The organism is Pseudomonas sp. dw_358 (assembly GCF_018449655.1).
GTDB lineage: Bacteria > Pseudomonadota > Gammaproteobacteria > Pseudomonadales > Pseudomonadaceae > Aquipseudomonas.
This window is the reverse complement of the sequence record NZ_JAAVUX010000002.1, coordinates 413256-433656: the sequence shown is the minus strand read 5'-3', so window position 1 is coordinate 433656 and position 20401 is coordinate 413256. Positions and strand designations below refer to the sequence as shown.

At 61.2% G+C, this 20401-nt stretch carries 22 protein-coding genes and 1 tRNA gene; 15 read left to right on the top strand and 8 right to left on the bottom strand.

Annotated elements, in window-relative coordinates; translation table 11 throughout:
* Positions 1-46: 46 nt before the first annotated feature.
* The 3 genes from HB675_RS05580 to HB675_RS05570 all read right to left on the bottom strand — a co-directional run bounded on the left by HB675_RS05580 (position 47) and on the right by HB675_RS05570 (position 1715).
* Complete coding sequence (locus HB675_RS05580; protein WP_213876483.1) at positions 47-604, bottom strand: Smr/MutS family protein; 558 nt, start codon at positions 602-604, stop codon at positions 47-49.
* Positions 605-665: 61 nt separating this feature from the next.
* The gene (locus HB675_RS05575) at positions 666-986 is read right to left on the bottom strand and encodes a hypothetical protein (RefSeq protein ID WP_213876481.1); all 321 of its coding nucleotides are present in this window, start codon (positions 984-986) and stop codon (positions 666-668) included.
* 138 nt (positions 987-1124) lie between these two features.
* Positions 1125-1715, bottom strand: coding sequence for a cysteine hydrolase family protein (locus HB675_RS05570; protein ID WP_213876479.1), 591 nt, complete (start codon positions 1713-1715; stop codon positions 1125-1127).
* A 155-nt stretch (positions 1716-1870) separates the two neighbouring features.
* Between HB675_RS05570 and prmB the strand changes: the two genes are divergently transcribed.
* On the top strand, positions 1871-2779 hold the full coding sequence (gene prmB / locus HB675_RS05565; protein WP_213876477.1) for a 50S ribosomal protein L3 N(5)-glutamine methyltransferase: 909 nt from the start codon (positions 1871-1873) through the stop codon (positions 2777-2779).
* Between the two features lie 21 nt (positions 2780-2800).
* Here prmB and HB675_RS05560 read toward each other — a convergent pair whose 3' ends face one another.
* Positions 2801-3607 (bottom strand): hypothetical protein, encoded by an 807-nt coding sequence (locus HB675_RS05560; protein WP_213876475.1) that lies wholly within the window; start codon positions 3605-3607, stop codon positions 2801-2803.
* A 441-nt stretch (positions 3608-4048) separates the two neighbouring features.
* The gene (locus tag HB675_RS05555; RefSeq protein ID WP_213876586.1) at positions 4049-5020 is read right to left on the bottom strand and encodes an alpha/beta hydrolase; all 972 of its coding nucleotides are present in this window, start codon (positions 5018-5020) and stop codon (positions 4049-4051) included.
* A gap of 136 nt (positions 5021-5156) precedes the next feature.
* Here HB675_RS05555 and aroC point away from each other — a divergent pair, with 136 nt between their 5' ends.
* From aroC to HB675_RS05540, 3 genes are read left to right on the top strand one after another with little or no spacing between them, the layout of a single operon-like run.
* The gene (gene aroC / locus HB675_RS05550; protein WP_213876473.1) at positions 5157-6248 is read left to right on the top strand and encodes a chorismate synthase; all 1092 of its coding nucleotides are present in this window, start codon (positions 5157-5159) and stop codon (positions 6246-6248) included.
* 2 nt (positions 6249-6250) lie between these two features.
* The gene (locus HB675_RS05545; RefSeq protein WP_213876471.1) at positions 6251-7399 is read left to right on the top strand and encodes an MFS transporter; all 1149 of its coding nucleotides are present in this window, start codon (positions 6251-6253) and stop codon (positions 7397-7399) included.
* A complete protein-coding gene (locus HB675_RS05540) occupies positions 7396-7941 on the top strand; it encodes an acireductone dioxygenase (RefSeq protein WP_213876469.1) in 546 nt (181 codons plus the stop codon). The genes HB675_RS05545 and HB675_RS05540 overlap by 4 nt, the downstream gene beginning before the upstream one ends.
* 84 nt (positions 7942-8025) lie before the next feature.
* On the opposite strand, the gene HB675_RS05535 is transcribed toward HB675_RS05540, so the two are convergent.
* Entirely contained in the window at positions 8026-8304 is a 279-nt protein-coding gene (locus HB675_RS05535) for a DUF3509 domain-containing protein (protein ID WP_213876467.1), read from the bottom strand.
* Between the two features lie 360 nt (positions 8305-8664).
* Between HB675_RS05535 and HB675_RS05530 the strand changes: the two genes are divergently transcribed.
* The 10 genes from HB675_RS05530 to HB675_RS05485 all read left to right on the top strand — a co-directional run bounded on the left by HB675_RS05530 (position 8665) and on the right by HB675_RS05485 (position 18048).
* The gene (locus HB675_RS05530) at positions 8665-9189 is read left to right on the top strand and encodes an ankyrin repeat domain-containing protein (RefSeq protein ID WP_213876466.1); all 525 of its coding nucleotides are present in this window, start codon (positions 8665-8667) and stop codon (positions 9187-9189) included.
* 69 nt (positions 9190-9258) lie between these two features.
* Positions 9259-9786, top strand: coding sequence for a hypothetical protein (locus HB675_RS05525; protein ID WP_213876464.1), 528 nt, complete (start codon positions 9259-9261; stop codon positions 9784-9786).
* 67 nt (positions 9787-9853) lie between these two features.
* Entirely contained in the window at positions 9854-10045 is a 192-nt protein-coding gene (locus HB675_RS05520) for a PLDc N-terminal domain-containing protein (protein ID WP_213876463.1), read from the top strand.
* 175 nt (positions 10046-10220) lie between these two features.
* The gene (locus HB675_RS05515) at positions 10221-12296 is read left to right on the top strand and encodes an LTA synthase family protein (protein WP_213876462.1); all 2076 of its coding nucleotides are present in this window, start codon (positions 10221-10223) and stop codon (positions 12294-12296) included.
* A 139-nt stretch (positions 12297-12435) separates the two neighbouring features.
* The gene (locus HB675_RS05510) at positions 12436-12681 is read left to right on the top strand and encodes a hypothetical protein (RefSeq protein ID WP_213876461.1); all 246 of its coding nucleotides are present in this window, start codon (positions 12436-12438) and stop codon (positions 12679-12681) included.
* A gap of 191 nt (positions 12682-12872) precedes the next feature.
* Positions 12873-13214, top strand: coding sequence for a ribonuclease E inhibitor RraB (locus tag HB675_RS05505; protein ID WP_213876460.1), 342 nt, complete (start codon positions 12873-12875; stop codon positions 13212-13214).
* Between the two features lie 371 nt (positions 13215-13585).
* The gene (locus HB675_RS05500) at positions 13586-14995 is read left to right on the top strand and encodes a circularly permuted type 2 ATP-grasp protein (RefSeq protein WP_213876459.1); all 1410 of its coding nucleotides are present in this window, start codon (positions 13586-13588) and stop codon (positions 14993-14995) included.
* A gap of 13 nt (positions 14996-15008) precedes the next feature.
* Positions 15009-15959, top strand: a complete 951-nt coding sequence (locus HB675_RS05495; protein ID WP_213876458.1) for an alpha-E domain-containing protein — start codon at positions 15009-15011, stop codon at positions 15957-15959.
* Entirely contained in the window at positions 15956-16795 is an 840-nt protein-coding gene (locus HB675_RS05490; protein WP_213876457.1) for a transglutaminase family protein, read from the top strand. The genes HB675_RS05495 and HB675_RS05490 overlap by 4 nt, the downstream gene beginning before the upstream one ends.
* 539 nt (positions 16796-17334) lie before the next feature.
* The gene (locus HB675_RS05485) at positions 17335-18048 is read left to right on the top strand and encodes an amidotransferase (RefSeq protein ID WP_213876455.1); all 714 of its coding nucleotides are present in this window, start codon (positions 17335-17337) and stop codon (positions 18046-18048) included.
* 30 nt (positions 18049-18078) lie between these two features.
* On the opposite strand, the gene HB675_RS05480 is transcribed toward HB675_RS05485, so the two are convergent.
* Positions 18079-19050, bottom strand: a complete 972-nt coding sequence (locus HB675_RS05480; RefSeq protein WP_213876453.1) for a magnesium and cobalt transport protein CorA — start codon at positions 19048-19050, stop codon at positions 18079-18081.
* A 98-nt stretch (positions 19051-19148) separates the two neighbouring features.
* Positions 19149-19832, bottom strand: a complete 684-nt coding sequence (locus tag HB675_RS05475; protein ID WP_213876451.1) for a crotonase/enoyl-CoA hydratase family protein — start codon at positions 19830-19832, stop codon at positions 19149-19151.
* Between the two features lie 211 nt (positions 19833-20043).
* On the opposite strand from HB675_RS05475, the gene HB675_RS05470 reads away from it, so the two are divergent.
* Positions 20044-20133 (top strand) — tRNA-Ser (locus tag HB675_RS05470).
* Positions 20134-20401 lie beyond the last annotated feature (268 nt).

Below are 20401 nucleotides of genomic sequence, written 5' to 3'. Positions count from 1 at the left end.
GCAGAGGCGAAGGGTACGGCCACGCACGCCCGGAGGCAAGATGTGTCTATTCGTCGCGCCCTTCCAGCATGGTGCGTTTGAGCATCACATACACAGCGCCCGCGCCGCCATGGCGGGGCTGGCAGGAGGTAAAACCCAGCACTTGCGCATGCTGGCGCAACCAGGTGTTGACGTGGCTCTTGATCATCGGGCGCTTGCCGTCCAGGCGCACGGCCTTGCCATGGGTGACGCGCGCGCAGCGGATTTCCAGCTTCGTGGCCTCGGCAAGAAAGGCCCAGAGGGTTTCCCGAGCCTTCTCCACGCTCATGCCATGCAGGTCGAGACTGCCTTCGAAGGGGATCTGGCCGATCTTGAGCTTGCGCATCTGGCTTTCCTGAACACCATCGCGGGCCCAGTGCAGGTCGTCTTCAGGGCCGACGTCGATGACGAACTGATCGGACAGGCCGTCCACCAGGGTTTCGCCCTGACGTACGGTGGCCGCCTGGCGCAGGGTTTTCAGGTTCTTGCGATCGACTTTCGCTTTGCCGGTGTCGGCGCGGTCGTGCTTGATCGGCTTGACCCCGCGCATCTCTTGGGTGAACAGGGAAAAATCTTCGTCTTGCATGGCGAGCCTCCGTAGGCGCCCATTCTATCCGACTCGCTCTATGGAGGGGGTAGCCGACCGTTCAATCGTGCTTTCTCATCAGGTGCGGCGACATGTCCAGCGCGCCACCCCGGCGCATGCGCCGCCGGCAGAGGCGCCAGAACAGCACGCCGAGATACAGCACCATCAGCCCGCCCACGGCCAGCACGATGGCACCGGTGGTGGACAGGTCCATACCCGTGGCCTGGGGCGGATGCCCGACCAATGTGGCCAGGCCGGCGAGGGTCAGCAGAATGCCGAGCATGGCCAGCACCGCCGCCAGCACTGCACCCAGGCGGGCGCCCCAGTTGCGCTGGCCTCTCGGGCGCAGGCGCCGAGGGTTGAAACCATCGGATGACTTCATTCCGATTCCTCAAATGGACATTTCGTCAGTGGACGCGTGATTGATGGATCAGGGGCGTTCGACTCGTCCCGGGCCATACGGTTCCGGGAACGGCGCAATTGTCCGTGATGGAATCCGGCGTTCGGGGCCGGACAGGCTTCAGATAAGGTCAGCGGTCAGCGCCACGGAAGCGAAGTTGTCGGCCATGATGGCCATTTCCGTTTCGTGCACATGGGCAGCGCTGAGCACACCGCTGCCATTGGGCAGGTCGCGGGTGGCGCAGGCGTCCCGCACCAGGGTACAGCGGTAGCCGTAGTCCTTGGCCGCACGCACGGTGGTGCTGACGCTGGAGTGGCTCATGAAGCCGCAGACGATCAGGTCCAGATGACCCAGGCCCTGTAACAGGCTGTCCAGACCGGTGCCGTTGAAGGCGTTGGGCAGGCGTTTCTCGACCACCGGCTCGTCGCCTTCGGGGCGCAGTTCGTTGATGAACTCGCCGCGCTCGCCTTGGGGGTCGAACAGACCGCCTACGGTGCCCAGGTGGCGAATATGCACCACCGGACGGCCGATGGCACGGGCGGCAGCGCTGAGTCTGGCGATGTTGGCCACAGCCTCGTCCATGCCCGAGAGCGCCAAGGGGCCCGACAGGTATTCCTTTTGCGCATCGATGATGATCAGGGTGGCATGGGCAAGATGGGCCGGTGGGTAACCACGGCCACTGAGTTGGAACATCGTCTTCAAAGCGGACATCGGGGGCTCCTTTGGGTAGGGCTTTTCATGCATTCTCCTCTGCTGGAGCCTTTATGTGAATCGCTGGGTGTGCATAAGCTGAAAATGCCCTTGCCCCAAACCACGGCGACAGACCTTGCTGGTAGAATCGCCGATCGTTTTTCGAGGAGCTCAAAGTGATCACTTCCCGCCTGCGCACCCTGCGCGACCATATCCGTTGGGCTGTCAGCCGTTTCCACGGGGAAGACCTGTTTTTTGGCCATGGCACCGACAATGCCTGGGACGAAGCCCGCCTGCTGGTGCTGGGCGCGCTGAACCTGCCTTGGGAAATTGCCGACAGCTACCTGGACTGCCGTCTGGAAGAAGACGAAATCGTGCACGTGCGACATCTTTTGCAACGGCGGATCGAGGAACGCGTGCCAGCGGCCTATCTGGTGGGCGAGGCATGGTTCTGCGGCATGTCGTTCATTGTTGACGAACGCGTGCTGGTACCGCGTTCGCCCATTGGCGAGCTGATCGAAAAACGTTTCGAGCCCTGGCTGGCGCAACCGCCCGCACGGGTCCTGGATCTGTGCACAGGTTCTGGCTGCATCGGTATTGCGTGCGCCGATGTATTCCCCGAGGCTGAAGTGGCGCTGGCCGATCTGTCCTTCGAAGCGCTTGAAGTGGCTAATCAGAACATCGAGCGGCACGGCGTGGAAGACCGCGTGTACAGCGTCCAGGGTGATGGTTTCGATGGCTTGCCGGGGCAGCGTTTCGACTTGATCGTGTCCAACCCGCCCTATGTCGATGCCGAGGATTTCGCCGACATGCCGGCTGAGTATCAGCACGAACCCGAGCTGGGCCTGGCCTGTGGCGACGATGGGTTGAATCTGGTGCGGCGCATGCTGGCCGAGGCGGCGGATCACCTGACCGACAAGGGCCTGCTGATCGTCGAGGTGGGCAACAGCCAGGTGCACGTCGAGGCCCTGTACCCCGAAGTGGATTTTGCGTGGCTGGACTTCGAGCGGGGCGGACACGGCGTGTTCATGCTCACGGCCGAGCAGTGCCGGGCGCACCAGGCTGTGTTTGCCGAGCGCATCTGACGCCGCACACGCCACGCACCTTCAACGATGGTGCGTGGCCATCCAGATCAACAACCCGGCCTGAAACACGGCAAAGGTCACCAGGCAGGCAATGGTAAAGCGCAGGCTGCTGTCATCGCGCTTGTACTTGCCGATGTTCTGCTCTTGCTGGCGCAGCTTGTTCTCCATGTCCTGCAGGTTCTGTTCGGCGACCTGCAACATGTTGCTCGCTTCGAGGATCTCGACGATCTGCACCTTCTCGCCGTTCCATTCCGGCTTGAGGGCGCCCACCGGCACCTGCTTGAAATTGCCCTTGAGGTGCTGCGGGTCAGCGTACTGAACCTCGAAGCCATGCGCCTTGAGCACGTTGTCCCGGCGCAGGCGGGTGTCTTCGTTGAGCCCATCCTTGCTGGCCAGGGCGGTGCTTTCGATCTGGTAGGCGCTCCAGCGCCGTTGAGCCCAGGCCACCGCCTGAGCAATCATGAAGCGCCCCAGGCCGCGATTGGCCGGTTCCAGTTGCAGCCCGCTGTCGGGCTGGAAACTGACAATGTGGGTCTTGTGATCGGCCCACACGTCGAGGCGGTTCTTTTCCTTGTTCAGGCGCTGCCCCGGCAGCGCGATCTCCATGCGCAGCAGGCTGCGTTCGATGCTGTGTTTCTCGACGCGAGCAAACTGCACAAAGCGCAGTGGCCGCAGGCCAGTGGCGCGATCGGTGGGTTGCGGCACCAGGCGCAACATGCGGAAATGATCGGGAAGCACATCCCCCCACGGCATTTCCGGCTTGGGCGGCGCCTGCTCGGCCTCGGGCTGGTCCGCGGCAGATTCTTCTCGTTCAGTGGCTTCAATCATCGGGGCGATCCTCGTTCACGCCAATGTATCGGCCAAGGTACGCAGGACCTTAGGCAGGGGTGTGGATTGTTCCCGAGCAAGCTCGGTTCCAGGCAGAGCGGGGCGCAAAATCCTGTTATGGATGATTTTCATAGGGGTCTGAATCGGGTTCTAAAATAGGCGACCATCAGAATCGAGGCACCGGACATGCCCATCTACCACGGTCGCAACACGCGCATCGGCCGCGTTTCAGAAATAGGCCGGATTTATCTGGTTACAACGACAACCTTTCATCGCCATCCCACGTTTACCGACGTGCAATTGGGCCGTCTGGTTGTTCGAGAAATGGCGCAAGAACAAGCGGATGGTCATGCGTGCTCGCTCGCGTGGGTATAGGCCGGTTCCCGAGCAAGCTGGGTCCTACATGCCCCTGCAGGACCGAGCTTGCTCGGGAACGGCGCCTCACAATCCCTTGATAAACCCCACCACCACCCGTCCCAGTTCATCGGCCAGCGGCAGGTCCGGGTTCTGGTAGGACGCGATCTGTGCCGCCCGGTCCCGGGGCACAATGCGCATGACGTGGTTCATGCCGTCGATCAACACCAGCTTCGCATTCGGCTTGGCGGCTTTGAGGGCGTCGGCGTCGGCGACGCTGACCTGGATGTCGTTGCGCCCTTGCACGATCAGGGCGGGGACTTTGAGACGGGCGAAGGCAGCCGCCGGGTCTTGGCGTAGCAGGGACACCAGGTAGGGTTGCACGCTGGGCCGAAACACCACTTGCAGCGCCGGTGGCACATCGGTGTCGTATTGCCCGGCCTTGAGCCGGTCGATGATCTGGTCGCTGCGCACCACCAACGGCGGTGGCAGCTGTTCGCGGATCTGCTCGCGCAAGACCTGATCGATAGGACGGCCGCTACCCGCCAGGGAAATCACCGCATCGGCCCCAGCTGCCGGCGCGGCGAGGGTGGCAACCAGCGCGCCCTCGCTGTGCCCCAGCAGAACCAGGCGGCCGAAACGCGGGTCCTGCTTGAGCTGATGGGCCCAGTTGACGGCATCATTGACGTAGCCATCCAGGCTCAGGTTGCGTTCATCGGGTGTGACGGCAGTGCCGCTGGCCACCCCGCGCTTGTCGTAGCGCACGCTGGCAATGCCGTTGCGCGCCAGCAGAGTGGCCAGGCGCTTGAGGCTGTCGGTGCGGCCGCCGTCGGGGTTGTTGCCATCACGGTCGGTCGGTCCCGAACCGGCGATGATCAACACCACCGGCACCGGGTGGGAGGCGCTGGGCAGCAGCAAGGTGCCATGCAGCTGCCCGGCGCCGTTATCCACCAGCAGGTCGACAGGACGTTGCAGCACCGGCTGTGCGGCCTGGGCCAGGTTGGCCATCAACGAGCTGATCAGAAGGCTGAAAGCCAAGAACATCACACGTAACATCATCACGCCAGTATCCAGTAAGGTGCCATTTCGACTGGCACAATAACGCTTGGTTCGGTCCTGAAAGATGAAGTCACCGGATAGCCCGCGTATACTGTTCGGCCTTGATCGATTTGGCTGAATTCGCGGAGCGTCCTGCATGTCCGGCAATACCTTTGGCAAGCTGTTCACCGTCACTACCGCTGGCGAAAGCCATGGGCCGGCGCTGGTGGCCATCGTCGACGGCTGCCCGCCGGGCGTGGAAATCAGCCTGGCCGACCTGCAGCGTGACCTGGACCGGCGCAAGCCGGGCACCAGCCGCCACACCACCCAACGCCAGGAACCGGACGAGGTGGAAATCCTCTCCGGCGTCTTCGAGGGCCGCACCACCGGCACCTCCATTGGCCTGTTGATTCGCAACACCGACCAGAAGTCCAAGGACTACTCGGCCATCAAGGACCTGTTCCGCCCGGCCCACGCCGACTATACCTACCACCACAAGTATGGCGAGCGTGACTACCGCGGTGGTGGTCGCAGCTCGGCGCGGGAAACCGCCATGCGCGTGGCGGCCGGGGCCATTGCCAAGAAATTCCTCGCCAGTCACGGCATTGTCGTGCGCGGTTACATGAGCCAGTTGGGCCCTATCCAGATCCCGTTCAAGACCTGGGAGAGTGTCGAAGACAATGCTTTCTTCAGCCCTGACCCGGACAAGGTGCCAGAGCTCGAAGCCTACATGGACCAGTTGCGCCGCGATCAGGATTCCGTCGGGGCGAAAATCACCGTGGTTGCCGAAGGCGTGCTGCCGGGCCTGGGCGAGCCGATCTTCGACCGCCTGGACGCCGACCTGGCCCATGCCTTGATGAGCATCAATGCGGTCAAGGGTGTGGAAATCGGCGCCGGCTTTGCCTGTGTCGCCCAGCGAGGTACCGAGCACCGTGACGAAATGACCCCCGAAGGCTTTCTCAGCAACCATGCCGGCGGCGTGCTGGGTGGTATTTCCTCGGGCCAGCCCATCGTTGCGCATCTGGCGCTCAAGCCGACGTCGAGCATCACCACCCCGGGGCGCTCCATTGATATCAATGGACAGCCTGTGGATGTCATTACCAAGGGACGCCATGACCCCTGTGTCGGCATTCGTGCCACGCCCATTGCCGAAGCCATGATGGCCATCGTGCTGATGGACCATTTCCTGCGCCATCGTGGGCAGAACGCGCACGTCCAGGTGCAGACGCCGGTGTTGGGCCAGCTGTAGGCATGGCGCCGCTGCCTTACTGGCGGCTGTCCAGTTTCTACCTGTGCTATTTCGCCCTGCTGGGGGCCACCGCGCCGTACCTGGCGCTGTATTTCGATCACCTGGGGTTCGCCAGCGCGCGCATTGGCGAACTGGTGGCCATCCCCATGCTCATGCGCTGCGTGGCTCCCAACCTGTGGGGCTGGCTGGGTGATGTCACCGGCCGACGCCTGACGATCGTGCGGGTCGGCGCGGTTTGCACCTTGCTGACATTTTCGTTGATCTTCTTCGCAAAATCCTATGCGTGGCTGGCCATGGTCATGGCCCTGCACGCGTTTTTCTGGCACGCGGTGCTGCCCCAGGCGGAAACCCTGACCCTGGCGCACCTCAAGGGGCAAACCGCCCGTTACAGCCAGATCCGCCTGTGGGGCTCCATCGGTTTCATTCTGGCCGTGGTGGGGTTGGGTCGTCTGTTCGAATGGCAGACTCTGGACCTGTACCCCTATGGCGTGCTGCTCATCATGGCCGGGATCGTCGTGGCCAGCTGCTGGGTGCCCAATGCCCAGCCCGTGGAGCACGCGGAAAAGGGAGTGGGGGAGGGCTTCCTGCGTCAGTTGAGGCGCCGCGAAGTGCTGGTGTTCTTTGTCTGCGTGGCGCTGATGCAGATCAGCCATGGCCCCTATAACACGTTTCTGACCCTGCACCTTGATCAGGTCGGCTACAGCCGGGGGGTGATCGGCCTGTTGTGGGCGTTGGGTGTGGTGGCCGAAGTGCTGATGTTCATGGTCATGGGCCGGATGCTGGCCCGCTTTACCGTGCGCCAGGTGCTGATCGGCAGCTTCCTGCTGGCGGCGCTGCGCTGGGTTGTGCTAGGCAGTTTTGCCCAGTACCTCGGCCTGCTGTTGTTTGCCCAGATTCTCCACGCGGCAACCTTTGCCAGCTTCCATGCCTCGGCCATTGCCTACGTCCAGCGCAGTTTCGGCAGCCGTGAACAAGGCCAGGGCCAAGCTCTCTACGCCGCGCTGTCCGGCACCGGTGGTGCCGTGGGCGCGCTTTATTCCGGTTACAGTTGGCACACCCTGGGCCCAAGCCTGACCTTCGGTATTGCCAGCGTCGTCGCCTTGATCGCAGCAATCATCCTGTATTTCACCTCACAGAGGACGGCCTTATGAGCATCTTGACGGTTTACCACGAGTCGAGCCCCGAGCTGCCGAACAAGATCCTGACCCACGCCGAGGACATCAATTCGACCCTGGCGGTCCACGGTGTGCAATTTGCCCAATGGCAGACCGATGCGGTCATCAGCCAAGACAGTAGCGACTCGCAGATGATCACCGCCTATCAGCAGCCAGTCGATCGACTGATGACCGAACGCGGTTACCAAACCGTCAAGGTGGCGCGCTCCAGCCGCTTGCCGGTGGACGCGGCCGAGCGCCCTGATCGGTTACTGGGCGAGCATCGACTCAACGAGGATCGAGCGCGGTTTTTCATCAGCGGGCGCGGGCTGTTTTCCCTGCACATCGACAAATACGTCTACGCGGTTCTGTGCGAAAAGCACGACCTTATCGTGATACCGGCAGGGGTTGCCCATTGGCTGGACATGGGAGAAGCGCCGAACTTCGTGACCCTTCGCCTGGGCGAAAGTGTCGAAGGGGCTGTGCTGACATTCACCGGAGAGGAAATCGCCAGCGGTTTTCCACGGCTGGAAGACTGAACTGCGATCAGGTAAGGCGGTCAGAGGGTACAGGCAGGAAAGGCTGAGTGGGGCCGTTTGACCCCACAATCATTTACTTGACGATCAGGCCGAATGGTAGGTCGGCAGGGCGAAACGGTTCTGGCTTTGCAGCAGGCTGATAGCCGGCAGTTCGCTGGCTTGACCGGCGAGGTCGCGGCGAATGGCGCTGATGACCCATGACAATTGCTCAGGGGTGTTCAACTGCGCGTAGGAAATGGAGCGGCGGATCTGTTTGCCTTCACCGTCACGCAATGTCAGCAGGACAGCACCATCCGGGCGCGGCTGAGTGACCACTTCGTATTCGGCGAAAACGGATGCGAATTTTTCTTGAAGGAAGTTCATTGGCAGCTCCTGGCTTTAGGTTTGCAGACTTGCTAAGGAGGAGTGCAGTCAACGTGCCAGCTTTCGAGAAATAAAATTCCCTTTAAAATCAGTTAGTTAAATCCGTAAGAATTTTTGCCTTTCGTGCATTTTGCATGAATGCCATTCGTGCACCCTGCATTTTGCGCGGCGGCCACAGTCGAATTCGAAGGAGGGTGGGAAAAACAGCGCCGTCGGCGGGGAAATTTTCCCGTGCCGCCTACTGTCTATGACCCTGAATCGCTCATTAATTCCGTGCAGCGTGGCCATAGGTAAATCCCGTTGGCGCCTGCCCGCGGGTTTCGCGACACTCTTCACACTTTCGCCCTCCAGGAGACACACATGTCCACGACGCAAGATGCCCGGCAGATGAACGAAGACGAAGCGGCCGAATTTGCCGAGCAGGTCTTCGACAAGGCCCGTCAAGGCGATGCCGCCATGCTCCAGCGCTTGCTGGAGAAAGGGCTGCCGGCCAACCTGCGCAATCACAAGGGCGATACCCTGCTGATGCTCGCCAGCTATCACGGCCATCTGAACGCCGTGCGTGTCCTGCTGGAACACAAGGCCGACCCGGAAATCCGTAACGATAACGGCCAGAGCCCGATCGCCGGAGCCGCCTTCAAAGGCGACTTGCCGGTGGTGCAGGTGCTGGTGGAACACGGTGCCGACGTCGAGGGGGCCTCCGCCGATGGTCGTACCGCATTGATGATGGCAGCCATGTTCAACCGCGTGGCCATCGTTGACTATCTGCTCGGCCGTGGCGCCAATCCGCACGCCCGCGACGCTAAAGGCATCACGGCGCTGGGTGCGGCGCAGGCCATGGGCGCGCAGGACACCGTCGCGCAATTGCAGAGCCTCGCCGGCTGACCGGTCGCTGTCCGAAAGGCGCAAATCTGGTTATTCTTTGCGCCCTTTTTTCCACCAGGCTGGCCGATCATGAAACCTCTCCTCGTCGAATTGCTGGGCAAGATCAGCTCGGGCTGCCTGGCCGACGCCGATATTCAACGCATTGCCGACGAGGCCGCTCAGGCATATGCCGACCCCGCAGGCTTTCTGGCCGCTAACCCTGACGTCAATTACGATGACACGTTCCCGATCAGCCTGGGCGAATGGGTGGTGGTGGGCAGCCTGCCGGAGACGGTGCTGTTTCAGGCCGACAGTTACGGTGATCTGCTGCAGCAGATCATTGATTCCTTCGGCCCCGGCGTGACCTTCAACATCAAGCCCAAACAACTGGCCAAGGTCGAAGCGTTGACGGCGCTCAATCGCATTCAGGTGCAGATGGGCGCGCTGAGCCAGGACCGTGGTGGCTATGTGCTGTTGGACTTCAGTCAGTTGCTGGATGACGAAATACAGATGGTGCTGGTGTTTGGCGAAGATGTACCGCGGGTGTTGGCCCTGTGTGCGCAGTTGCAGATTCAGGCTGCGCCGGCGTTGGAAGCGTTGCGCACCAACGTGGTGTGAGGTCAGGGAACCCTTTGCCATCACCAACGCTCCTAATGATGGCAAACCATCCTCAGGAGCATCCACCATGGGTTCCACCTTCAACAGCCTCGTCGGCCTGATCATCCTTGCGCTGGATATCTGGGCCATCCTCAACGTGTTCAAAAGCTCCGCCGAGGTCGGTATGAAGGTCCTGTGGACCCTGCTGATTCTCTTGCTGCCGGTGCTGGGGCTGATCATCTGGGCCATTGCCGGCCCCCGTGGCAACGTCCGGCTGTAGGCCGCCGCCGCCGCCCATGCAACGTGGGCGGCGGCAATTGTTACCTGTCATTTCACTGTCAAAAACATAACAAGTTTTTCACAAATCATCCCTGACAATCGCCGGCTCTGTAAGATGTGCGCCGCTGTGCATTGCACACTCATTATTATTCGAACTGAACGGATCCTTCCCTGACATGGCTAATACGGACGCCTTGGGTCAAAAGCGGGGCCAGCAACGCCTGCAACCGACCGTCAAATCGCACCTTGCCTACATGCTGCTCAGCGGCGTGGCTATCATGCTGCTGCTCAGCCTGCTGCGCCTGGCGCTGCTGGCCTACAACCGCGAGATGATTCTGACGACGCCCGCGTCGACCTTCGTCGAAGCCTTCGGCAACGGCCTGCGCTTCGACCTGCGGCTGGTGGCCTACACCCTGATTCCGCTGGCGCTGGCGCTGGTCATCCCACGGCTGATGGCCATGCGTGGGCTCTGGCGCTTCTGGCTCACGGTCACCTCCAGCCTCTTCCTGTTCCTCGGGTTGATGGAAATGGACTTCTACCGCGAGTTCCATCAGCGCCTCAACGGCCTGGTGTTCCAGTACGTCAAGGAAGACCCCAAGACCGTTCTGAGCATGATCTGGTACGGCTACCCGGTGGTGCGTTACCTGCTGGCCTGGTTTTTCGTGACCTGGTTGCTGAGCCTGGTGTTCAAGGGCATCGACCGCCTGACCCGCCCGCGCGCAGTTGCCCCGGAAGCCACTGTCGGCCGCCCGGCGGCGTCGTGGTACCTGCGCATTGGCGTCATGGTGCTGGTGCTGGGCGTCATTGTCCTCGCCGGTCGTGGCACGCTGCGTCAGGGCCCGCCCCTGCGCTGGGGCGACGCCTATACCACCGACTCGAACTTCGCCAACCAGCTGGGCCTCAACGGCACCCTGCAGCTGATCAACGCGGCCAAGAGCCAGATGTCCGACGAGCGCGACAACATCTGGAAGGGTACCTTGCCGGTGGCCGAGGCCCAGCAGACCGTGCGCGACATGCTGCTGACCCCCAACGACAAACTGGTGGACAGCGACATCGCCGCCGTGCGCCGCGACTTCACGCCGCCCGAGCAGAACACCCTGCCGATCAAAAACGTGGTGGTGATCCTCATGGAGAGCTTCGCCGGCCACTCGGTCGGTGCGCTGGGCGACGAGTCGGGCATCACCCCGTACTTCGACAAACTGGCCAAGGAGGGGCTGCTGTTCGACCACTTCTTCTCCAACGGCACCCACACCCACCAGGGCATGTTCGCCACCATGGGCTGCTTTCCCAACCTGCCGGGGTTCGAATACCTGATGCAGACCCCGGAGGGTGCCCACAAACTGTCCGGCCTGCCGGCGCTGCTCAGTGCCCGCAAGTACAACGACGTGTATGTCTATAACGGTGACTTCGCCTGGGATAACCAGTCCGGTTTCTTCAGCAACCAGGGCATGACCACTTTCATCGGCCGTAACGACTTCATCAATCCGGTGTTCTCGGACCCGACCTGGGGCGTTTCCGACCAGGATATGTTCGACCGTGGCAACCAGGAACTGATCGCCCGGGAAAAAGCCGGCAAACCGTTCTATGCCTTGCTGCAGACGCTGTCCAACCACGTGCCTTATGCCTTGCCCAAGGACTTGCCGGTGGAGCGCGTCACCGGCCACGGTACGCTGGACCAGCACTTGACCGCCATGCGCTATGCCGACTGGGCGGTCGGGCAGTTCTTCGAGAAGGCCAGGAAAGAAGCCTACTTCAAGGACACCCTGTTCATCCTGGTGGGTGACCACGGGTTCGGCAACGACCAGCAGATCACCGAGATGGACCTGGGCCGCTTCAACGTGCCGATGCTGATGATCGCGCCGGGCATCCAGGACAAGTTCGGCGCCGTCAGCCATACCGTTGGCACGCAGATCGACATCGTCCCCACCATCATGGGGCGTCTGGGCGGCGAAACCCGCAACCAGTGCTGGGGCCGTGACCTGCTCAACCTGCCGGAAGGGGACAAGGGCTTCGGTGTGATCAAGCCATCGGGTAACGAGCAGACCGTGGCGATCATCTCGGGTGACCGCATTCTGGTCGAGCCCAAGGACATGCCGGCCAAGCTTTACCACTATGAGCTGGGTCGCACGCCGAAGGCCGAGATCATCGACGCGCCGGACATTCCAGACCTGCGTCGCAAGCTTGATTCGTTTATCCAGACGGCGACCAAGAGCCTGTTGGACAACACCGCCGGGGTGGTGCCCAGCAAGTAAGCATCAAGGGCCCTTCGGGGCCTTTTTTGTGAGCGCGGGCGGCGCCGTGCTCTCCATTCGGCGTACGACCTGAACGATACCCCCACCCCTCGGTCCATTCTCATGCAGCCCCATCTTCCAGCCGAGGAGATACACAACAATGAAACAGTGGAAAATCAGCTACAGCGATCAAGATGGCGTTTCCCGTGAAATGGACGTCCAGTTCGCCGAATGCCCCTCTATCGAAGAGGCGGCGCAGCTGGTTCGCGCCCGATTGTTTCCTGTGACCGCGGAATTGGACCTCAACGACTTCGAGGGTCGCGACTCAGCGCCCACCGCCAAGACGCTCAAGACTCAGAATGGCGTCACCATCACCAACATCAGTGAAGGGGTGGCCGTCGCCTGAAACGTTTTTTTTGCGCCCCTAGCAACGGCGCACCCGCCGCGTTACTCTGCTGACAGGATTGTCACGATCCTGTCTTGTTTGCTTTAGGCCAGCCGCGCCCGTGGCTGAGCAGGGGACGTTCATGCCGTAGGCTGGCGTCATCCTGGCAGTACTGAAAGTCTATCCGTCGTTAAACGTGAGGAGGACGATTCATGAGCACAGCCCATCAAGAAGACATCAGCACCCACGTGTTACGCCGCATGAAAGAGGGCGGTTTCGATTTCGCCCGCATTCACCCCATCGAGTTCTACGCCACTTTTCCCGATGAAGACTGTGCCCGCAGGGCCGCGGGGAAGTTTCGAGGCGAATCACTGAACGCGCAGGTCAGTGAAAAGGACGATGGCGGCTGGCACCTGGAACTGAGCAAGTTGATGTACGCCACATACGGTGGCATCGGTGAGTTCGAACACGACTTCGAAGCCGTGATCGAGCCCTTGGGCGGTGAAATCGAAGGCTGGGGCGTCAAACAGGAGATTCGTCGTATCAATGCGTGACAGGTGAGCCCGGCCGGCCTCGATCGGCCGGGTTGTCCACATCGGACGGAAAAAAATGGCCACCTTGCGAGCAAGGTGGCCAAAAGGGAAGTTCGCGGCCAGAGACCCGTGTCAAAAAATCTCCGCCTGGTGGATGAATTATTAACGACACGTGCAGGTCTTTGAAATCAACTCTGTCTATGCTTCCGATAGACAAATGCCACATCCCCGGCGCTTCGCAATGAGGCGCCACCCGTTCAGTTGAATCCCGAACCGCACTGGATTGGTGCGTAATGGGTCTTTCGTCTTTTCAACTGGTTGATTTTAAAGAATAAATGCCGATGGCACGGGCCTTGCGAAGGCTCTAGGGTCCGGGTGACAAGGAGTACGGCATGAACCGCACCTTTTATGATGAGATGTACGACGCAGGCGGCCAGGTCCGCCCGCACTACCGGGAGTTCGCGCGCTGGCTGGCTGACACGCCAGACGAGCTGCTCGCGCAGCGCCGACGCGAAGCCGACCTGTTATTTCATCGTGCCGGCATTACGTTCACGCTGTATGGCGACGAGCAGGGCACCGAGCGGTTGATCCCCTTCGACACCATTCCGCGCAGCATTCCAGCCAGCGAGTGGCGCATCGTCGAGCGCGGCTGCATCCAGCGGGTCAAGGCGCTGAACATGTTTCTGGCCGACCTGTATCACGACCAGCGCATCATCAAGGCCGGGATCATCCCTGCCGAGCAGGTGCTGGCCAACGAGCAGTACCAGTTGGCAATGCAGGGGCTCAACCTGCATCGGGATATTTATTCGCACATTTCCGGTGTCGACCTGGTGCGCGACGGTGATGGCACTTATTACGTGCTGGAAGACAACCTGCGCACCCCCAGCGGCGTGAGCTACATGCTCGAAGACCGCAAAATGATGATGCGCCTGTTCCCCGAGCTGTTCGCGGCTCAGCGCATCGCCCCCATCGATCACTACCCGAACCTGTTGCTCGATACCTTGAAAAGCTCCAGCCCGCTGGACAACCCCAGCGTGGTGGTGCTGACCCCCGGCCGTTTCAACAGCGCCTTCTTCGAGCATGCTTTTCTGGCCCGCGAGATGGGCGTGGAGCTGGTGGAAGGGGCCGACCTGTTCGTGCGCGACGACAAGGTATTCATGCGCACCACGGACGGGCCCAAGGCGGTGGATGTCATCTACCGTCGCCTGGACGATGCCTTCCTTGATCCGTTGGCATTCAACCCCGAGTCCATGCTCGGCGTGCCGGGCCTGCTGTCGGCTTACCGTTCGGGCAACGTGGTGCTGGCCAACGCCATCGGCACCGGCGTGGCGGACGACAAGTCGGTGTATCCGTTTGTCACCGACATGATTCGCTTTTATCTGGATGAAGAGCCGATCCTCAAGAACGTGCCCACTTATCAGTGCCGCAAGCCCGAAGAGCTGTCCCACGTTCTGGCCAACCTGCCGGATCTGGTGGTCAAGGAAACCCAGGGCTCCGGAGGTTACGGCATGCTGGTCGGGCCGGCCGCCACGGCCGCGGAGATCGAGAATTTCCGTGCGCGCCTGAAAGCCAGGCCCCATGCCTACATCGCCCAGCCGACGCTGTGCCTGTCCACCTGTCCGACCTTCGTCGAGAACGGTATTGCACCGCGCCACATCGACCTGCGTCCGTTCGTTCTGGCTGGCCGCGAAACCCGCGTGGTCCCGGGCGGCCTGACCCGGGTAGCGCTGCGCGAGGGTTCCTTGGTGGTCAACTCGTCCCAGGGCGGCGGAACCAAGGACACATGGGTAGTCGAGGACTAAGGATGCGTGCCAAATGCTAAGTAGAACTGCCTCGGATCTGTATTGGATGTCGCGTTACCTGGAGCGGGCCGAAAACCTGGCGCGCATGCTTGACGTCAGTTACTCGCTGTCGCTGATGCCCCAGGACGGTCGCGGGGATGGCCTGGATGAAATCGCCATGCCGCTGCTGATTACCGGTACCCTGGATGACTACCTCGAGCGTCACGGCCAGCTCCACGCCGAACGCCTGCTGCACTTCTTCGCGCTGGATGCGGCCAACCCGGCCAGCCTCTACAGCTGCCTGGGGGCCGCCCGGGCCTCGGCCCACGCCGTACGCGGTCGCATCACCGCCGACATGTGGGAAAACATCAACGCCACTTGGCTGGAGATCCGCGGGATTGCCGAACAGGGATTGAGCCGTTACGGCATGAGTCGTTTTTGCGAGTGGATCAAGGAGCGTTCGCACCTGTTCCGGGGTGCCACCTACGGCACCATCATGCGCAACGATGCCTTCCGGTTCATTCGTCTGGGTACGTTCATCGAGCGAGCCGACAACACCTTGCGCCTGCTCGATGCGCGTTACGAAATGCTCGGCGATGATGCCGAACTGGTAGACGACAGCTCTGCACGGGGTTATTACCAGTGGAGCGCGCTGTTGCGCGCGCTGTCGTCGTTCGAGGCGTACACCGAGATTTACCGCGACGCCCCGGCGGCGCGGCCGGTGGCCGAAATGCTGTTGCTGCGCGCCGATGTGCCGCGTTCTCTGCGTGCCTGCACCGAGGAGATCAACATCATCCTTGGCGTGCTGCCAGGCGCCAACGGTCGGCCCGCGCAGCGCATGGCCGCCGAGCTGGATGCGCGTCTGCGCTACACCGGCATCGGCGAGATCCTCGATGAGGGTCTGCATGAATGGTTGAACGAATTAATCCCGCTGGTCGCCCAGTTGGGCAACGCAATTCACAGCTCTTATCTGGAGGCTGTATGAGACTTTCGATCAGTCACGAAACTGCCTATCACTATGATGACGAAGTACGAGCGAGCATTCAGTACCTGCGCCTGACTCCCCACGACAGCGAGCGCCAGCACGTGCTCAGCTGGCAATTGGACCTGCCTCGCCCCGTCAAGGCCCAGGTCGATCCATTCGGTAATATTCTTCACGTCCTGACCATTGATGATCCGCACAACGCCATCATCATCGGCGCCCGTGGACAGGTCGAAATCGACGAGACCCGTGAAGCGGAGCACGAGACGCAGTCGCCATTGCCTTTCCTGCGCTTCACCCGCCTGACCGAAGCCGATGACGCGATCCGTGCGTTCGCGGCCGAGCAGTGCAAGCACAAGGACCGCAATGCCCTGATCGATCTGATGCAGGCCTTGAACCATCACATCACCTATACACCCGGTGCCACCGAGGTGGAAACCAGCGCCGCCGAGGCATTTGCCAGCCGCACCGGGGTCTGCCAGGACCACACCCACGCCTTCATCGCCTGCGCTCGCAGCCTGGGCGTGCCAGCGCGCTACGTGTCGGGCTACCTGTTCACAGAGAACAGCGAACACCTGGCCAGCCATGCGTGGGCCGAGGCCTGGCTGGATGATGCCTGGTACAGTTTCGATGTAACCAATCAGCTGTCGCGCCCGGAGCGGCACCTCAAGCTGGCGGTCGGCCTGGATTACCTGGACGCCTGCCCGGTACGCGGCATGCGCCGTGGGGGTGGCTTCGAGCAGATGCACGCCAAGGTAGTGGTCACGCCGACGGCAGGGGTGCAGGTCCAAGGCTTCGGGCCCGGCTTGAACCAGACGCAAAGCCAGACTCAAGGCTGATCATCGGCTACGCTACAAGGCACCCACTGCCGCCTTCGGGCGGCGGTTGTGTTTCTGGAGGGGCGAAGCAGTGCTTGATGAGTCAGCCAAACAGCCGGCCGACGTTGGGCAAGATCAGCAATAACGTGGTGGCGGCGACGATGAGCCCGGCCTGACGAACCTTCGAATGTTTGAACATGACGATTGCCTTTGTTGTTGTTTTGCCCCGCAGGGGTTACCGTTCGGGCCTCAGGCCATGGGCGCCGATGACTGTCGTCCGCAGGGTAAGGGGGATGACTCCTGTAACCTTAGAGGCCGCAGCGGGCTTGGCTTAGAATCAATTTATATAGTGGGCTTAAATTAAAAGTGTCTATTGCAATAAGGCCTCCGGCCATGTCGGCGCAGGTGCCCCGGCTAGACCGTTCAGGTGCCAAATCACTGGCGTCAGCCTGGGGTGACCGTTCATCAGGGTGGCCGGATGTGTCCCTATCGCATTACGAACATTAATCGAGGCACGCTTTGATCGTTATTTTTCGTTTTTCATCGTTTTAGGTCTATTTATGTCATTACGCATCTGCATCCTGCAAACCGATGACGTACGTCCAGAGTTCGTCGAGCGCTACCAGGGCTACGGTCAAATGTTCGTCAGGCTCTTCCAGAGCCAGCCGCTGGCAGCCGATTGCACGATCTATGACGTGGTAGCGGGTCAATACCCAGCCGACACCGAGCACTTCGATGCCTATCTGGTCACTGGGAGCAAGGCCGATTCATTCGGCAGCGACCCGTGGATTCAGACGCTCAAAACCTACCTGCTGGAGCGCTACCGGCGTGGCGACAAGTTGCTGGGGGTCTGCTTTGGTCATCAACTGCTGGCGCTGACCTTGGGCGGCCACACCGAGCGGGCGGCGCAAGGCTGGGGTGTGGGTGTACACCAGTACGAACTCAAGCGGGATGAAAGCTGGATGTCGCCGCCATTGGAGGCGCTGGAGCTGTTGATCAGCCATCAGGATCAAGTCACCCGCCTGCCCGAGGGCGCCGAAGTGCTGGCTTCCAGTGCGTTCTGCCCCTTTGCCGCTTACCACATCGGCAATCAGGTGCTGTGTTTCCAGGGCCATCCGGAGTTCATCCATGATTACTCGCGGGCGCTGTTGGAAGTACGCCAGGCGCACTTGGGTGAGGCGTTGTACGGCAAGGCCATCGTAAGCCTGTCCCGCGATCACCATGGCCCGACAGTGGCCGAGTGGATGATGAGGTTTGTGGCGACACCCGAATGAGGCCATCGGGCCGTTATGCGGCCTTGAAGCTCACAACCAGCCAGACCGTTTGAAGCTCGCATACAAACTGCCACAGCCGACCACGATCACCCCCAGCACCGTGTAATAGCCGTAGTGCCAGGTCAGCTCTGGCATGTTCTGAAAGTTCATCCCATAGATGCCGGCAATGGCGGTGGGGAAGGCCAGGATCGCCGCCCAGGCGGCGAATTTGCGCTGTACCAGGCTCTGCCGAGAGGACTCCAGCAGCACACCGATCTCGATGGTCTGGCTGGCGATGTCGCGCATGATGTTGAAATCTTCCATCTGCCGGTTGACGTGAATCTGCACGTCGCGAAAGTACGGGCGCATGTTCTTGTCGATGAACGGGAAGTCCAGGCGCTGTAGCTCCTCGCCAATCTCGACCATGGGTGATACGTAGCGATGCAGCCGCAGCAGGTCACGGCGCAGGCTGTGCAGTTTCTGGATATCGGCCTCACGCATCTCCGCGCTCAAAACCGTGCGCTCGATCTCCTCGACTTCGGCGTGGATGGATTCGCCGATGGGTTGGTAGCACAAGGTGACGAAATCCAGCAGGGCATACAGCACGAAATCCTCGCCATGGGCCAGCAACAGAGGGCGCGCCTCGCAGCGTTGACGCACCTGAGCGTAGGATTTGGAGTGACCATTGCGGCAGGTGATCACATAACCGCGCCCGGCGAAGATGTGAGTCTCGACGAACTCCAGCCTGCCGTTTTCGCGGATGGGCGAATAGGTCACGATAAACAGTGCGTCGCCAAAGGTTTCCAGCTTGGGCCGGCTGTGCACCTCCAACGCATCCTCGATGGCCAGTTCATGCAGCTGGAATTGGCTTTGCAGCAGGTGCATCTGCTCTTGATCGGGTTGCTCCAGGCCGATCCAGACGAAGTGCCCAGGCGTATGGGCCCACTTGGCACCTTCATCGAGGCTGATGTTGCAGACTTTCTTGCCTTCGTTATAAACGGCAGCGGCGACGATTCGACCCATGGCGTGACTTCTTGATCAGGTGGCAGTTGGACGGCCGCCAGAGTGGCTGCTTCCATCGGAACCCGCAATTAACTTGAGGTTCACCCATTCGAGGGTGCCTACAGGGTCTGGTCCAGCTGGATCGCCGTATCCAGCGCCTGCAACAGTTCCTTGCGCACCTTGAGCTTGGTGTTGCGGTGCGCGGTCATGTTGATTTTTTTCAGTTGAGCGGCCATGGCCAGGGTGGCCTCGCGCAGTTGCTCGGGGCTGACTACTTGATCGAGGAAGCCGGCGTCTACGGCTTTTTCGGGGCTGAACATCTCGCCATTGATCACCGAACGGTGAAATGCCGAACGGCGCAGGCGGTCTCGGGCCAGCTCGATGCCGGCGTGGTGCATGGTCATGCCGATCTGCACTTCGTTCAGGCCGATGTGGAAAGGCCCTGAAACGCCGATGCGATAGTCGGCCGACAGCAGCAGAAATGCTCCCTTGGCCACTGCATGACCGGTGCAGGCGACCATGACGGGAAAGGGGTGGCTCAGCAGGCGCCGCGACAGGGTCGAACCGGCGGTCACCAGCGCGACAGCGTTCTGCGGGCTGGAGGTCATGACCTTGAGGTCATAGCCGGCCGAGAGGATGCCCGGCTGCCCGGTAACGACCACCACGGCGCGGTCCTGGGCTGCACGATCGAGTGCGACATTGAACGCCGCAATCAGGTCGGGGGAAATCGCGTTGACCTTGCCGTTGCTCAAGGTCAGGGTGGCAACGCCATCTTCCAGTTGATAGTGGATCAGGTCGGTCATGGCAGTGGTTCCCGGTATTGTTTGCGCTGAAGGTACCCACCGCCGAGGGGCAGGTAAAGCGCCGTGACTGACCGGTGGGTCACGGGCGCCACGGTGCAGGATTCGGCGTTGGCCTTAAGCGCATGAAAATATTGCAAAAAAGCTTTGCCATCAGCGGCGCTTTCGACTACATTAGCGCGCCTTGGCAGGCTGAACAGGTTTGCCAGGAAACGGTGAAGTGTCCGAGTGGCTGAAGGAGCACGCCTGGAAAGTGTGTATACAGGAAACTGTATCAAGGGTTCGAATCCCTTCTTCACCGCCATATTGTACCCAGAGAGCCCCGCATTGCGGGGCTTTTTGGTTTTTGCAGGTATCTGTCCCCACTTCTCCCCCCCCATTTCGAGTTCGCGTAGAAACGCCATGCGACGCTTGCCAGCCTTCGACAGGTGCGCCGAGGCGATTTTTTTTGAGGGGCGGGCTAAGGGGAAGCAGACGCGGGGCTGTTCGAAGTTGCGGTCGGCGTTACGGGCTATGAATGAGCTGCGACCGGGCTGACGCAACACGCCGTCAGCTGTCGTTCAGGCAGCCGA